At 68.9% G+C, this 13,260-nt stretch carries 9 protein-coding genes and 1 pseudogene; 2 read left to right on the top strand and 8 right to left on the bottom strand.

What is annotated here, in order from left to right; all coding sequences use genetic code 11:
* Window positions 1-8: 8 nt before the first annotated feature.
* Window positions 9-3,755 (top strand): hydantoinase B/oxoprolinase family protein, encoded by a 3,747-nt coding sequence (locus tag MMF98_RS12660; protein WP_243306628.1) that lies wholly within the window; start codon window positions 9-11, stop codon window positions 3,753-3,755.
* Window positions 3,756-3,971: 216 nt separating this feature from the next.
* Window positions 3,972-4,508, top strand: a complete 537-nt coding sequence (locus tag MMF98_RS12655) for a DinB family protein (RefSeq protein ID WP_243306627.1) — start codon at window positions 3,972-3,974, stop codon at window positions 4,506-4,508.
* 228 nt (window positions 4,509-4,736) lie between these two features.
* Here MMF98_RS12655 and MMF98_RS12650 read toward each other — a convergent pair whose 3' ends face one another.
* The 8 genes and pseudogenes from MMF98_RS12650 to MMF98_RS12615 all read right to left on the bottom strand — a co-directional run bounded on the left by MMF98_RS12650 (window position 4,737) and on the right by MMF98_RS12615 (window position 13,259).
* On the bottom strand, window positions 4,737-5,324 hold the full coding sequence (locus tag MMF98_RS12650; protein ID WP_243306626.1) for a ComEA family DNA-binding protein: 588 nt from the start codon (window positions 5,322-5,324) through the stop codon (window positions 4,737-4,739).
* Window positions 5,325-5,442: 118 nt separating this feature from the next.
* Entirely contained in the window at window positions 5,443-6,444 is a 1,002-nt protein-coding gene (rfaD, locus tag MMF98_RS12645; protein WP_243306625.1) for an ADP-glyceromanno-heptose 6-epimerase, read from the bottom strand.
* Window positions 6,445-6,496: 52 nt separating this feature from the next.
* The gene (gene rfaE1 / locus MMF98_RS12640; RefSeq protein ID WP_243306624.1) at window positions 6,497-7,429 is read right to left on the bottom strand and encodes a D-glycero-beta-D-manno-heptose-7-phosphate kinase; all 933 of its coding nucleotides are present in this window, start codon (window positions 7,427-7,429) and stop codon (window positions 6,497-6,499) included.
* A 70-nt stretch (window positions 7,430-7,499) separates the two neighbouring features.
* Window positions 7,500-8,636, bottom strand: coding sequence for a lipopolysaccharide assembly protein LapB (gene lapB, locus MMF98_RS12635; RefSeq protein ID WP_243306623.1), 1,137 nt, complete (start codon window positions 8,634-8,636; stop codon window positions 7,500-7,502).
* Window positions 8,626-8,916, bottom strand: a complete 291-nt coding sequence (locus tag MMF98_RS12630; protein ID WP_243306622.1) for a LapA family protein — start codon at window positions 8,914-8,916, stop codon at window positions 8,626-8,628. Before MMF98_RS12630 ends, lapB begins: the two co-directional genes overlap by 11 nt.
* Before the next feature lie 33 nt (window positions 8,917-8,949).
* Window positions 8,950-9,264: pseudogene (locus MMF98_RS12625) on the bottom strand (integration host factor subunit beta); the annotation flags it as partial.
* 77 nt (window positions 9,265-9,341) lie between these two features.
* On the bottom strand, window positions 9,342-11,030 hold the full coding sequence (gene rpsA, locus MMF98_RS12620) for a 30S ribosomal protein S1 (protein ID WP_243306620.1): 1,689 nt from the start codon (window positions 11,028-11,030) through the stop codon (window positions 9,342-9,344).
* A gap of 153 nt (window positions 11,031-11,183) precedes the next feature.
* On the bottom strand, window positions 11,184-13,259 hold the full coding sequence (locus tag MMF98_RS12615) for a bifunctional 3-phosphoshikimate 1-carboxyvinyltransferase/cytidylate kinase (RefSeq protein ID WP_243306619.1): 2,076 nt from the start codon (window positions 13,257-13,259) through the stop codon (window positions 11,184-11,186).
* Between the last annotated feature and the right edge of the window lies 1 nt (window position 13,260).

The raw sequence follows: 13,260 nt of genomic DNA, 5'->3' as shown, positions 1-13,260 counted from the left end.
TGAATACCATGCAAGACAACATTTCACAGGCAGGCGGCGGTCGTTGGCAGTTCTGGATCGACCGCGGCGGCACCTTCACCGACATCGTGGCGAAGCGGCCCGACGGCTCGCTCGCCACCCACAAGCTGCTGAGCGAAAACCCCGAGCAGTACCGCGATGCTGCCGTGGCCGGCATCCGCCATCTGCTGGGCCTGCGGGCCGGCGAGCCGGTCACGCCGGCGCTGGTGGAGTGCGTGAAGATGGGCACCACGGTGGCCACCAATGCGCTGCTCGAGCGCAAGGGCGAGCCCACGCTGCTGGTGACCACGCGCGGCTTTCGCGATGCGCTGCGCATCGCCTACCAGAACCGCCCGCGCCTGTTCGACCGCAACATCGTGCTGCCCGAGCTGCTGTACAGCGAGGTGGTGGAAGCCCGCGAGCGCCTGGGCGCGCACGGCGAGGTGCTGCAGCCGCTCGAGGAGGCGCCGCTGAAGGCGGCGCTGGAGGCGGCCCATGCGCGCGGGCTGCGCAGCGTGGCCATTGTCTTCATGCACGGCTACCGCTACGTCGAGCACGAGAAGGCCGCGAAGCGGCTGGCGCTGGAAGCCGGCTTCACGCAGGTCAGCACCTCGCACGAAACCAGCCCGATGATGAAGTTCGTGAGCCGCGGCGACACGACGGTGGTCGATGCCTACCTGTCGCCCATCCTGCGCCGCTATGTGGAGCAGGTGGCCGGCGAGATGCCGGGCGTCAAGCTGTTCTTCATGCAGTCGTCGGGCGGGCTGACCGACGCGCGCGCGTTCCAGGGCAAGGACGCCATCCTCTCCGGCCCGGCTGGCGGCATCGTCGGCATGGCGCGCACCGCGGCGCTGGCGGGGCAGGAGAAGGTGATCGGCTTCGACATGGGCGGCACCTCGACCGACGTGTCGCACTATGCGGGCGAGTTCGAGCGCGAGTTCGAGACCCAGGTGGCCGGCGTGCGCATGCGCGCCCCGATGATGAGCATCCACACCGTGGCGGCCGGCGGCGGCTCGGTGCTGGCGTTCGACGGCGCGCGCTTTCGCGTCGGCCCGGAGAGTGCCGGCGCCAACCCGGGCCCGGCCTGCTACCGCCGCGGCGGGCCGCTGGCCGTGACCGACGCGAACGTGATGGTGGGCAAGATCCAGCCGCGCCACTTTCCCCGGGTGTTCGGCCCGCGCGCCGACGAGGCGCTGAGCTACGAGGCGGCGCAGGCCCTGTTCAACGAGATGGCCGGCCGCACCGGGCGCAGCGCGGAGGTGGTGGCCGAGGGCTTCATCAACATCGCGGTGCAGCAGATGGCCAACGCCATCAAGAAGATTTCGGTGGCGCGCGGCTACGACGTCACGCGCTACACGCTGCAGTGCTTCGGCGGGGCCGGCGGCCAGCACGCCTGCCTGGTGGCCGATGCCCTGGGCATGACGCGGGTGTTCGTGCACCCGCTGGCCGGCGTGCTCAGCGCCTACGGCATGGGCCTGGCCGACCAGAACGTGATCCGCGAACAGGCGGTGGAAATGCCGCTGGCCGCGGCCTCGCTGCCGCTGGTGGCCGAGAAACTCGACGCGCTGGGCGCGGCGGCCCACGCGGAGCTGGAGCGCCAGCAGGTGAGCACCGGCGCCGTCGTGGTGCACCCGCGCGTGCATGTGCGCTACGAGGGCAGCGATTCGGCGCTGGTGGTGCCGTATCCGCAGGCCGGCGTCGCTGCGTCGGCGGGTGATCTGATCGCGGCCATCACCGCGGGCTTCGAGGCGGCCTACCGCCAGCGCTTTGCCTTCCTGATGCAGGGCAAGGGCCTGGTGGTGGAGGCCGTGTCGGTGGAGGCGGTGGTGGCGGGCGATGCCCCGGCCGAGCAGCGCCACGCCACCCACGAGCCGCGCGAGGTGCCGCGCCGCGAGACGGTGCGCATGTACTCAGGCGGCCAGTGGCACGAGGCGGCGCTGGTGGTGCGCGAGGACCTGCGCCCCGGCGACGTGATCCCGGGCCCGGCCATCATCGCCGAGAAGAACGCCACCACGGTGGTGGAACCCGGCTGGGAGGCCGCGCTGACCGCGCTCGACCACCTGGTGCTGGACCGCCGCATCCCGCGCGCCGTCAAGTTCGCCGCGGGCACCACGGTGGACCCGGTGCTGCTGGAGGTGTTCAACAACCTGTTCATGAACATCGCCGAGCAGATGGGCCTGCAGCTGCAGAACACGGCCTACTCGGTCAACATCAAGGAACGGCTCGATTTCTCGTGCGCGCTGTTCGACGCCGGCGGCAACCTGATCGCCAATGCGCCGCACATGCCGGTGCACCTGGGCTCGATGGGCGAGAGCATCAAGACGGTGATCCGCGAGAACGCCGGCCGCATGCAGCCGGGCGACGTCTACGTGCTCAACGACCCCTACCACGGCGGCACGCACCTGCCCGACGTGACCGTGATCACGCCGGTCTACCTGGGCAGCGGCGCCAGCGACACGCCGCTGTTCTACGTGGGCAGCCGCGGCCACCATGCCGATATCGGCGGCACCACGCCGGGCTCGATGCCGCCGTTCTCCACGCGCATCGAGGAGGAGGGCGTGCAGATCAACAACGTCAAGCTGGTGGACCGCGGCGTGCTGCGCGAGGCCGAGATGATTGCCCTGCTGAGTGGTCGTGCCGTCGCCGGGCCGCCCCAAGACGGCACAGCCCCCTCGGGGGGCAGCGCAGCACACGAAGTGGCAAGCGTGGGGGCCAAATACCCGAGCCGCAACCCGCAGCAGAACATGGCCGACCTCAAAGCCCAGATCGCGGCCAACGAGAAAGGCGTGCAGGAACTGCGCAAGATGGTCGAGCACTTCGGGCTGGAGGTGGTGCAGGCCTACATGGGCCATGTGCAGGACAACGCCGAGGAGTCGGTGCGCCGCGTCATCACGCGGCTGAAGGACGGCGCCTTCACGCTGCCGCTGGACAATGGCGCGCAGATCCAGGTGGCGATCCGCGTCGATGCGAAGGCGCGCAGCGCCGAGATCGACTTCACCGGCACCTCGGCCCAGCAGACCAACAACTTCAACGCGCCCACGGCCGTGTGCATGGCCGCCGTGCTCTACGTGTTCCGCACCCTGGTGGACGACGACATCCCGCTCAACGCGGGCTGCCTCAAGCCGCTCAAGGTCATCATCCCGGCGGGCTCGATGCTCAACCCGAACCCGCCGGCCTCGGTGGTGGCGGGCAACGTGGAAACCTCGAGTTGCATCACCAATGCGCTGTACGGCGCGCTGGGGGTGATGGCGGCCAGCCAGTGCACCATGAACAACTTCACCTTCGGCAACGCACGGCACCAGTACTACGAGACGATCTCGGGCGGCAGCGGCGCGGGCGCCGTGATCGACGCCGCGGGCTGGGTGGTGGGCGGCTTCCACGGCACGAGCGTGGTGCAGACCCACATGACCAACTCGCGCCTGACCGATCCCGAGGTGCTGGAGTTCCGCTTCCCCGTGCAGCTTGAGAGCTACGAGATCCGCCAGGGTTCGGGCGGCGCGGGGCGCTGGCACGGCGGCGACGGCGGCGTGCGGCGCGTGAAGTTCCTGGAGGCCATGACGGCCAGCATCCTGTCGAACGGGCGCAGGCATGGCGCCTTCGGCATGGCCGGCGGCCAGCCGGGGCAGGTGGGCGTCAACCGCGTGGTGCGCAGCGACGGCCGCAGCGAGGAGCTGGGCCACATCGGGCAGGCCGACATGCAGCCGGGCGACGTGTTCGAGATCCACACGCCGGGCGGCGGGGGCTATGGTTCTACCTGAAATGAAACACCCCCGAAGCGCCTGCGGCACTTCCCGCTCCAGGGGGCGCACCAGCGGTCCGGCAATGCCGGTTCCGCGGTGGCCCTGGCCTGGGCCGCGCCGGCTTTCATGTGTTGCGGGCGGTGCATGCACCATGAAGAACTGATTTCTGAGTGAAAATGCCCGTATGTCCGCGTCCCGTGGACATAGGTTGCTATCAATTCAGGAGTCAAGGCGATGGCGCAGGCGTTTCTCGACAACTACCGCTTTCTGGCGCGCTACAACCGCTGGTTCAACGAGCGGCTCTACGCGGCCTGCGCCGGCCTGAGCGACGAGGAGCGCCGGCGCGAGCGCGGCGCGTTCTTCGGCTCGATCCATGGCACGCTCAACCACCTGGTCTGGGCCGATGCGATGTGGCTCGGGCGCTTCGCGCAGCAAGGCGAGGGCTTTGCCGCGCTCACGCCCGAGCTGCTGGCGCTGCCGGCCGGCGCCAGCTATGGAACCCCGGTGTGCGAAGACTTCGCGGTCCTGCGCGGGCGCCGCGAGGCCATGGACGCCGCGATCGAGGCCTGGCTGGCGCAGATGGCGCCGGAGTTTCCGCTCTGCACCATGCGCTACAGCAACACCAAGGGCGTGCGGCGCGAGCACCCGGCCTGGCAGGCCCTGACGCATTTCTTCAACCACCAGACCCACCATCGCGGCCAGACCACCACGCTGCTGATGCAGGCGGGCGTGGATGTGGGTGTGACCGACCTGATCGCCCTGGTGGGTTAGCGCCCCTGCCGAAGCGCCCAGGCCCGTTCCCGGGGCGCGCGTCTTCACCCGCTCGGGAAACTCGCCGCGACGGGCGGCCCTTCTGCCGTCCTTTCCGAGTCGCTCTCATTTTGATAGCAAGCTATGTCCGCAGGGCAAGGACCTCCGTCTGAAAAGGCATGAAAAAACCCGCCGAAGCGGGTTGTGGGCATGGAGGGCGGGCGGAGGCCCGCGCCACGGCCGGCGGGCTTACTTCTTGGGGGCGCTGGCCGCGCTGGCGGCGGGCTTGGCGGCATCGGCGGCCTTGGCCTTCTTGGCGTCGTCCTTGGCTTTCTTGTCAGCTTCCTTCTTCGCCTTGGCGTCTTCCGCCTTCTTGGCCGCGGCTTCTTCCTTGGCCTTCTTGTCGGCATCCTTCTTGGCCTTGGCTTCCGCCTTCGCGTCCTTCTTGTCGTCCTTGGCGGCCGGTGCGGAGGCTACGGCGGCGGCAGGCTTGGCCATATCGGCTTTCTTGTCGTCGGCCTTGGCGGCGGGCTTGTCGTCCTTCTTGGCAGCCGGTGCGGCAGCGGCGGCGCCCTTCATGCTCGTGCCGTTGACCGTCAGGCCTTCGGCGGAGAACTTGCCGGCGGTGATTTCACCGACGCCCTTGACGCGCGAGATGAAGTCGTTCCAGTCCTTGAAATCGCCTTTCTTGCGCTCGTCGACGATGCGGTTCGAGATGCCGGGGCCGATGCCCTTGAGGGCGTCGAGTTCGGCGGCGGTGGCCTTGTTGACTTCGACGGCAGCGAACGACAGGCTCGCGTACAGCATGACCAGGATGGCCAGAATCTTCTTCAGCATGGAGAATCTCCTCAAGGGCGTATGAAGCCCGGCGGGATGCCGGGCGGGCCCGTCTATAACGGCGGCCGCCCGGCCGCCGTTGACCGGCCGCGCGCGGGGCGGGCCGCGCGGGCCGGCGTCAGCCCTGTAACAGGCGCGTCACATACTGCGCCACGCCGGTCTGCACGTCGGCGAAGGCATGCTCGCAGCCGGCGGCGCGCAGGGCCGTGAGGTCGGCCTGGGTGTAGCACTGGTACTTGCCGCGCAGCGCGTCGGGGAAGGGGGTGTATTCGACCAGGCCCTGCGCGTGCAGTTCGGCGATGCTCTGCCGCGACGTGCCCGGCTGGACGGCGAGCGCGTTCAGCACCGCCTCGGCCACGTCGTTGAAGGGCTGGGCGCGCCCGCTGCCCAGGTTGAAGATGCCCGATTTCTCGGGATGGTCGAAGAACCACAGGTTGACCGCCACCACGTCGTCGATGAAGACGAAGTCGCGCATCTGCTGGCCCGGCCCGTAGCCGCCGTAGTCGCCGAACAGCTTGACCTTGCCCTCGGCCCGGAACTGGTTGAACTGGTGGAAGGCGACGCTGGCCATGCGGCCCTTGTGCTGCTCGCGCGGGCCGTAGACGTTGAAGTAGCGAAAGCCGGCCACCTGGCGCTTGGTGCGCTTGAAGTCGGCGCCGCATTCGCGCCGCATGCGCTGGTCGAACAGCAGCTTGGAGTAGCCGTAGACGTTGAGCGGGCGCTCGAACGCGGGTTCCTCGCGGAAGGTGTCGGAGCCGCCGTAGGTGGCGGCCGAGGAGGCGTAGAGCAGCCGCGTGCCGCGCTGCTGGCAGGCGTTGAACAGGCCACACGAGAGCGTGTAGTTGTTGTCCATCATGTACTTGCCGTCGGGCTCCATGGTGTCGCTGCAGGCGCCTTCATGGAACACGGCCTCGACCTTGCCGAACGCACCCTCGGCGAACAGCTCGTAGAACGCATCGGCGTCCAGGTAGTCCGCGATGGCGAGGTCGGCCAGGTTGCGGAATTTGTCGCCCTGGGTGAGGTCGTCGACCGCGATGATGTTGTCGATGCCGCGCGCGTTCAGGCCGCGCACGAGGTTGGAGCCGATGAAGCCTGCGGCACCGGTCACGACGACTCTCATGTCAAACTCCTTGTGCAGCCCCGTTCGGTGGCTGGGGTGGCGGCGAGGCGGGTCATGCGAACAGCTCCTCGTAGGACACGGTGGCGGTGCCGAACTTGCCCACCACGATGCCGCCGGCACGGTTGGCCAGCGGCAGGGCCTCGCGCAGCGAGAGGCCGGCGGCCACCAGCGCGGCGAGGGTGGCGATCACGGTGTCGCCGGCGCCGGTGACGTCGAACACCTCGCGCGCCTGCGCGCTCACATGCAGGTGCCCCTGGGCGTCGAACAGCGTCATGCCTTCCTCGCTGCGCGTGAGCAGCAGGGCGTCCAGGCCGAGCTGCGTGCGCAGGTTCTGCGCGCGGGCCTGCAGGTCGTCCTCGTCGCGCCAGGCGCCGATCACCTGCTGCAGCTCGGCGCGGTTGGGCGTGATGACGCTGGCATTGCGATAGCGCGAGTAATCGCTGCCCTTGGGGTCGATCAGCACGGGCTTGCCGGCCGCGCGGGCGGCGCCGATCATCTGTCCCACGTGGGCCAGGCCGCCCTTGCCGTAGTCGGAGAACAGCACGGCCTGGTGCTGCGGCAGCAGGGCGGCGAAGGCGGCCGACTGCGAGGCCAGCACCTCGTTCTGCGGGGCGTTCTCGAAATCGACGCGCAGCAGCTGCTGCTGGCGGCCGATCACGCGCAGCTTGACGGTGGTCTGCAGCAGCGCGTCACGCCCGAAATGCGGCGAGATGCCGGTCTGCGCCACCAGCGCTTCCAGCTTGTGGCTGGCGTCGTCGTCGCCCACCACCGTGAGCAGCGAGGCGCGCGCGCCCAGCGTGACCACGTTGTAGGCCACGTTGGCGGCCGCGCCGATGCGCTCTTCCTCGCGCGTGACGCGCACCACGGGCACCGGCGCTTCCGGGCTGATGCGGTCCACCGCGCCGTACCAGTAGCGGTCCAGCATGGCGTCGCCGACCACCAGCACCTGGGCCAGCGCGAGTTGTTGTTTGCTGAGAACGATCATCTGAAATGCTCCGCTGCGCACCGCGCAGCCCGTACCTTGGCTCGCGCCCACCGGCCGCCTGGGCAAAGGCTCATAGCTCTTCCACCCGCCGCGCCGGGTAACTGTCCCAGGCCTGGCAGCCCGGGCATTGCCAGAAATGCTGCTGGGCCTCGAAGCCGCAGGCCGCGCAGCGGTAGCGCAGCAGCGGCCGGGCCGCATGCTCGAGCGCGCGCTGCACCTGGGGGTGGAACTGTTCGCGCTCGAATTTCTCGCCCTCGATCCAGCGGGCGGCGGCCACCAGCGAGGGCTCGTGCTCCAGATGCCGCACATAGCCGTCGCGCGGCGTGGCCGAGCTGGCGTCGAGCGCCACGATGGCGTCCAGCACATCGAGCGAAGGGGCCTGCGCGTAGCTGGCCTGCAGCACCTGCAGCGCGCGCTGCGGCTGCTGGCTGGCGCGCGCCGCCTCCAGCAGCGGCCGGGCGATCAGGGGCACGGCCAGGGGCGCGCGGTCCATCAGGGCGACCAGGGTGTCCAGCGCGCCGGCCGGCTCGCCGCAGCGGTGCTGCAGGGCCGCCAGGTCGAGGCCGGGGCGCGCCGCCTGCGGGGCCAGTTCGAGGGCCTGGCGCAGCAGGCGCTCGGCCTCCTGCGGCTCGGCACCGATCGCCTGCTCGCAAAGGTAGTGCGCGAGCCGGCCGCTGAAATCGCCCTGGCCGGCGGTCTGCAGCTTGCGGCTGATCTCGGAGGCCTGCAGCCAGTCGCGCGAGCGCTCGTAGATGGCCAGCAGCGCCAGCCGGGCCTGGGCTTCGAAGGGCGTGCCTTCGAGCTTGCGCAGCGCGTCTTCGGCGCGGTCGAGCAGGCCGGCCTTGAGGAAGTCCAGCGCCAGCGCGTGCTGGGCGCGCTCGCGGTCGACGCGGCCGAGGTCGCCGCGCGACAGCAGGTGCTCGTGCACCCGCACGGCGCGCTCGTACTCGCCGCGGCGGCGAAACAGGTTGCCCAGGGCGAAGTGCAGCTCGGAGGTGTCGGGGTCGTTCTGCACGGCCTCGATGAAGGCATCGATGGCCTGGTCCTGCTGCTCGTTGAGCAGGAAGTTCAGGCCCTTGAAGTAGGCCTTGGGGGCCTGGCGGTTCTCGATGCGCAGCTGGCGCAGGTCCAGCCGCGAGGCGATCCAGCCCAGCACGAAGGCCAGCGGCAGGCCCAGCAGAATCCAGCTGAAATAGTCAAAGTCCATGGTGCGAGGTGTCGGGCGCGCTGCCAGCCGGGAGGACGGACGCGTCCGTGCCCTGGCGGGCCTTCTGCGCGGCGCTGCGGTGCTTCCACCAGCGCGGCACCATGCCCAGGGCGCCGATGGCCACGCCGAGCGCGAAGGCCGCCAGCACCACCAGCACCAGCGGAGCCTGCCACCGGGTGCCGAAGAAGAAGTGCACCGTGGTGTCCTGCTGGTTGTTCAGGGCGAATGCGAACAGGGTAAAAAAAATGGCTGCCTTGAGCAGCCACATGAGGTATTTCATGCATCTCCTCAGTGACGAGGAGGATTCTAAACGTCAAGCTTTGGCTTTCGCCTCGATTTCCGCGGTGCGCTTGTCCACGGCTTCGCGCAGGGCCTTGCCCGGCTTGAAGTGCGGCACGCGTTTTTCGGGGATCGCGACGCTTTCGCCGGAGCGCGGGTTGCGTCCCATGCGCGGCGGGCGGCGGTTGATCGAGAAGCTGCCGAAGCCGCGGATCTCGATGCGATGCCCGCGCACCAGGGCGTCGCTCATCGCGTCAAGAATGGTCTTGACGGCGTATTCGGCATCGCGGTGCGTGAGCTGGCTGAAACGGGCTGCCAGTTCTTCAACGAGGTCGGAACGTGTCATCTTGCCTGAAGCGAAGCGGGAAGCGGGGCCCGGGAAGGCAGCCTGGCCGCCGCCCCGGAACCCGCCCCCGCCGGGGCAGCTTAATTGTTATTGTTGTTGTCCAGCTTGGCGCGCAGCAGGGCGCCCAGGCTGGTCGTGCCGGCGTTCTCGCGCGCGGACTGCTGGCTCAGGCTCGACATGGCTTCCTGCTGGTCGGCCATGTCCTTGGCCTTGATCGACAGCTGGATGTTGCGGGTCTTGCGGTCGATGTTGACGACCACGGCCGTGACTTCGTCGCCTTCCTTGAGCACGTTGCGGGCATCTTCCACGCGGTCGCGGGAGATTTCGCTGGCGCGCAGGTAGCCGACGATGTCGTCGCCCAGGTCGATTTCAGCGCCCTTGGGGTCGACCGACTTGACCTTGCCGGTCACGGTCTGGCCCTTGTCGTTGACCGACACGAAGGTGGTGAACGGGTCGCTGTCGAGCTGCTTGATGCCCAGGCTGATGCGCTCGCGGTCCACGTCGACGGCCAGCACGATGGCTTCGACTTCCTGGCCCTTCTTGTAGTTGCGCACGGCGGCTTCGCCGGTTTCGTTCCAGGACAGGTCGGACAGGTGCACCAGGCCGTCGATGCCGGCTGCCAGGCCGACGAACACGCCGAAGTCGGTGATTGACTTGATCGGGCCCTTGACGCGGTCGCCGCGCTTGGTGTTCTGCGCGAATTCCTGCCACGGGTTGGCCTTGCACTGCTTCATGCCCAGGCTGATGCGGCGCTTGTCTTCGTCGATCTCGAGGACCATGACTTCGACTTCGTCACCCAGCGACACGATCTTGGAAGGCGCCACGTTCTTGTTGGTCCAGTCCATTTCGGAGACGTGCACCAGGCCTTCGATGCCGGGCTCGAGTTCCACGAACGCGCCGTAGTCGGCGATGTTGGTGATCTTGCCGAACATGCGCGTGCCTTGCGGGTAGCGGCGGTTGACGCCCATCCAGGGGTCGTCGCCCATCTGCTTGAGACCCAGCGAGACACGGTTCTTCTCGGTGTCGAACTTGAGGATCTTGGCGGTGATTTCCTGGCCAGCCTGCACCACTTCGCTCGGGTGGCGCACGCGGCGCCAGGCCATGTCGGTGATGTGCAGCAGGCCGTCGATGCCGCCCAGGTCCACGAACGCACCGTATTCGGTGATGTTCTTGACCACGCCGCGCACGACGGAGCCTTCCTTCAGGGTTTCCATCAGCTTGGCGCGCTCTTCGCCCATGGAGGCTTCGACCACGGCGCGGCGGCTCAGCACCACGTTGTTGCGCTTGCGGTCGAGCTTGATGACCTTGAATTCGAGGGTCTTGTTCTCGTAGGGCGTCAGGTCCTTGATCGGACGGGTGTCGATCAGCGAGCCGGGCAGGAAGGCGCGGATGCCGTTCACGAGCACCGTGAGGCCGCCCTTGACCTTGCCGCTGGTCGTGCCGGTGACGAATTCGCCGGATTCCAGGGCCTTTTCCAGGGCCAGCCAGGAGGCCAGGCGCTTGGCCTTGTCGCGCGACAGGATGGTGTCGCCGTAGCCGTTTTCGATGGCGTCGATGGCCACCGACACGAAGTCGCCGACCTGGACTTCGACTTCGCCCTTGTCGTTCTTGAACTCTTCGATGGGCACGTAGGCTTCGGACTTGAGGCCGGCATTCACGACCACGAAGCTGTGCTCGATGCGCACGACTTCGGCGGTGATCACTTCGCCTGCGCGCATTTCGGAGCGTTGCAGCGATTCTTCAAACAGGGCGGCAAAAGATTCAGACATGTGGGTTCCTTGCACGTCAATAGGGTTCCAGCAGCACCATTGCTACTGTTTTTATAGCTAGAGACGGCGATTGGGTGCGGACTTAGCCGCGGTTAAGTTATAGAACCACGCTGCCGGCCGCGCTTTGCGCGCGAAGGGGGCGGCGTGGGCCCGTCAGTCGTGCGGGACGGCCCCGAACGGCTGTTTGTCCTGCCACCAGCTCAACACCAGATCGACGGATTGGTCGACCGTGAGGTCCGAGTTGTCCAGCAGCAGGGCATCCTGCGCCGGCTTCAGAGGCGCCACGCTGCGGGACGAGTCCCGTGCGTCGCGCGCCTCCAGGTCGGCGCGAAGACTTTCCATTGTAGTCGAAAAACCCTTTGAAATCAACTGCTTATGGCGCCGCTCCGCACGGTGGGCGGCGCTTGCCGTGAGGTAGACCTTGAGCCGGGCGCCGGGGAAGATCACCGTGCCCATGTCGCGCCCGTCGGCCACCAGGCCGGGCAGGGTGCGGCAGCTGTGCTGGAGCGCGACCAGGGCCGTGCGCACGGCCGGCAGGGCCGACACGCGCGAGGCGTCCATGCCGGCCTGCTCGGAGCGGATCAGGTCGGTCACGTCCTCACCGGCCAGCAGCACGCGGTGGTCGGCCGTGAAGCGCACGGGCAGCTTGCGGGCCAAGGCGGCGATGGCGTCCGCGTGGGTGGCTTCCGGCTCCAGCCCGGCGCGGCGCGCGGCCAGGCCGCTCAGGCGGTACAGCGCGCCGGAGTCCAGCAGGTGGTAGCCCAGCCGCTCGGCCACGGCCGCCGCCAGCGTGCCCTTGCCCGAGGCGGTGGGGCCGTCGATGCACAGCACCGGCACGGCGTCGGGCTGCGGCGCGGTGACCGAGAACAGGGCCTCGAAGTAGTCGGGGAAGGTCTTGCCCACGCATTTCGGGTCGAGGACGCGCACCGGCAGGCCCGCCGGGTTGAAGGCGGCGAGGGAGAAGCACATGGCGACGCGGTGGTCGTCGTAGGTGTGGACGGCGGCCGCCTTCCAGTGCGAAACCGACGCCGGCGGCGTCACGCGCAGGAAATCGGCCCCTTCTTCCACCGTGGCGCCGAGCTTGCGCAGTTCGGCGGCCATGGCGGCCAGCCGGTCGGTTTCCTTGACGCGCCAGCTTGCGATGTTGCGCAGCGTGCTGGTGCCGTCGGCGTAGAGCGCCATCACGGCCAGCGTCATGGCGGCGTCGGGGATGTGGTTGCAGTCGAGGTCGATCGCCTTGAGCGGCCAGGCGCCGCGCGACACCTCGAGCCAGTTCGGGCCGCCCGTCACCTGCGCGCCCATCAGGCGGGCCGCGTCGATGAAGCGGATGTCGCCCTGGATCGAATCCGCGCCCACGCCCTGGATTTTGAGGCCATTTGAGCCGGAGGTCCGCGCCGCCAGGGCGCCGAGTGCTATGAAATAGCTAGCAGACGAAGCGTCGGCCTCGACGTGGATGCGGCCCGGCGAGCGGTAGCGCGCGCCGGCGGGAATGGTGAAGCGCTGCCAGCCCTCGCGCTGCACGTCGATGCCGAAGCGCGCCAGCAGCTTGAGCGTGATCTCGATGTAGGGCTTGGAGATCAGCTCGCCCACCACTTCGATCACGATGTCGCGTGGCGCCCCTTCGGGGGGGGGCGAGGACGCGCCGGTGCCGGTCGCGGGGCTCCCGTGCATCGCGGCCAGCGGCAGCGCCATCAGCAGCGCGGTGAGGAACTGGCTGGACACGTCGCCGCGCACGCGGATCGGCGCGTCGAGCGCGAGCGCCGGGCGGCCGAGGCGCAGCGGCGGATAGCCCTCATTGCCGAGGTAGTCGATGCGGCAGCCGAGCTGGCGCAGCGCGTCCACCAGGTCGCCGATCGGGCGCTCGTGCATGCGCGGCACGCCCGACAGCTCGAAGTCGCCGCCCAGCACGGCCAGCGCCGCCGTGAGCGGGCGCATGGCGGTGCCGGCGTTGCCGAGGAAGAGTTTCGCGCCGGGCACGCCCAGGCGGCCGTCCAGGCCGTCGATCTGCACCTGCGCGCCGTTGCGCCGCACGCCGCAGCCCAGCGCCTGCAGGGCGTCGAGCATCACGCGCGTGTCGTCGGAGTCGAGCAGGTCGTGCACCGTGGTGGTGCCGCCGCTGAGCGCCGCCAGCAGCAGCACGCGGTTGGAAATGCTCTTGGAGCCGGGCAGCGTGACGGTGCCTCCCGCGCTGGCCAGAGGGGGGAGGTCCAGGAACTCGGTGGAAAACATG

It is taken from the genome of Variovorax terrae, from assembly GCF_022809125.1.
Lineage (GTDB): Bacteria > Pseudomonadota > Gammaproteobacteria > Burkholderiales > Burkholderiaceae_C > Variovorax_A > Variovorax_A terrae.
Note: the sequence above shows the minus strand (reverse complement) of the source record. Positions and strands in the feature narration are given on the sequence as shown.

Excerpts from the sequence above, each read along its gene's own strand:
- MMF98_RS12660 (WP_243306628.1), top strand. The coding sequence starts at position 9 with ATGCAAGACAACATTTCACAGGCAGGCGGCGGTCGTTGGCAGTTCTGG.
- MMF98_RS12655 (WP_243306627.1), top strand. The coding sequence starts at position 3,972 with ATGGCGCAGGCGTTTCTCGACAACTACCGCTTTCTGGCGCGCTACAAC.
- MMF98_RS12650 (WP_243306626.1), bottom strand. The coding sequence starts at position 5,324 with ATGCTGAAGAAGATTCTGGCCATCCTGGTCATGCTGTACGCGAGCCTG.
- rfaD (WP_243306625.1), bottom strand. The coding sequence starts at position 6,444 with ATGAGAGTCGTCGTGACCGGTGCCGCAGGCTTCATCGGCTCCAACCTC.
- rfaE1 (WP_243306624.1), bottom strand. The coding sequence starts at position 7,429 with ATGATCGTTCTCAGCAAACAACAACTCGCGCTGGCCCAGGTGCTGGTG.
- lapB (WP_243306623.1), bottom strand. The coding sequence starts at position 8,636 with ATGGACTTTGACTATTTCAGCTGGATTCTGCTGGGCCTGCCGCTGGCC.
- MMF98_RS12630 (WP_243306622.1), bottom strand. The coding sequence starts at position 8,916 with ATGAAATACCTCATGTGGCTGCTCAAGGCAGCCATTTTTTTTACCCTG.
- rpsA (WP_243306620.1), bottom strand. The coding sequence starts at position 11,030 with ATGTCTGAATCTTTTGCCGCCCTGTTTGAAGAATCGCTGCAACGCTCC.
- MMF98_RS12615 (WP_243306619.1), bottom strand. The coding sequence starts at position 13,259 with ATGTTTTCCACCGAGTTCCTGGACCTCCCCCCTCTGGCCAGCGCGGGA.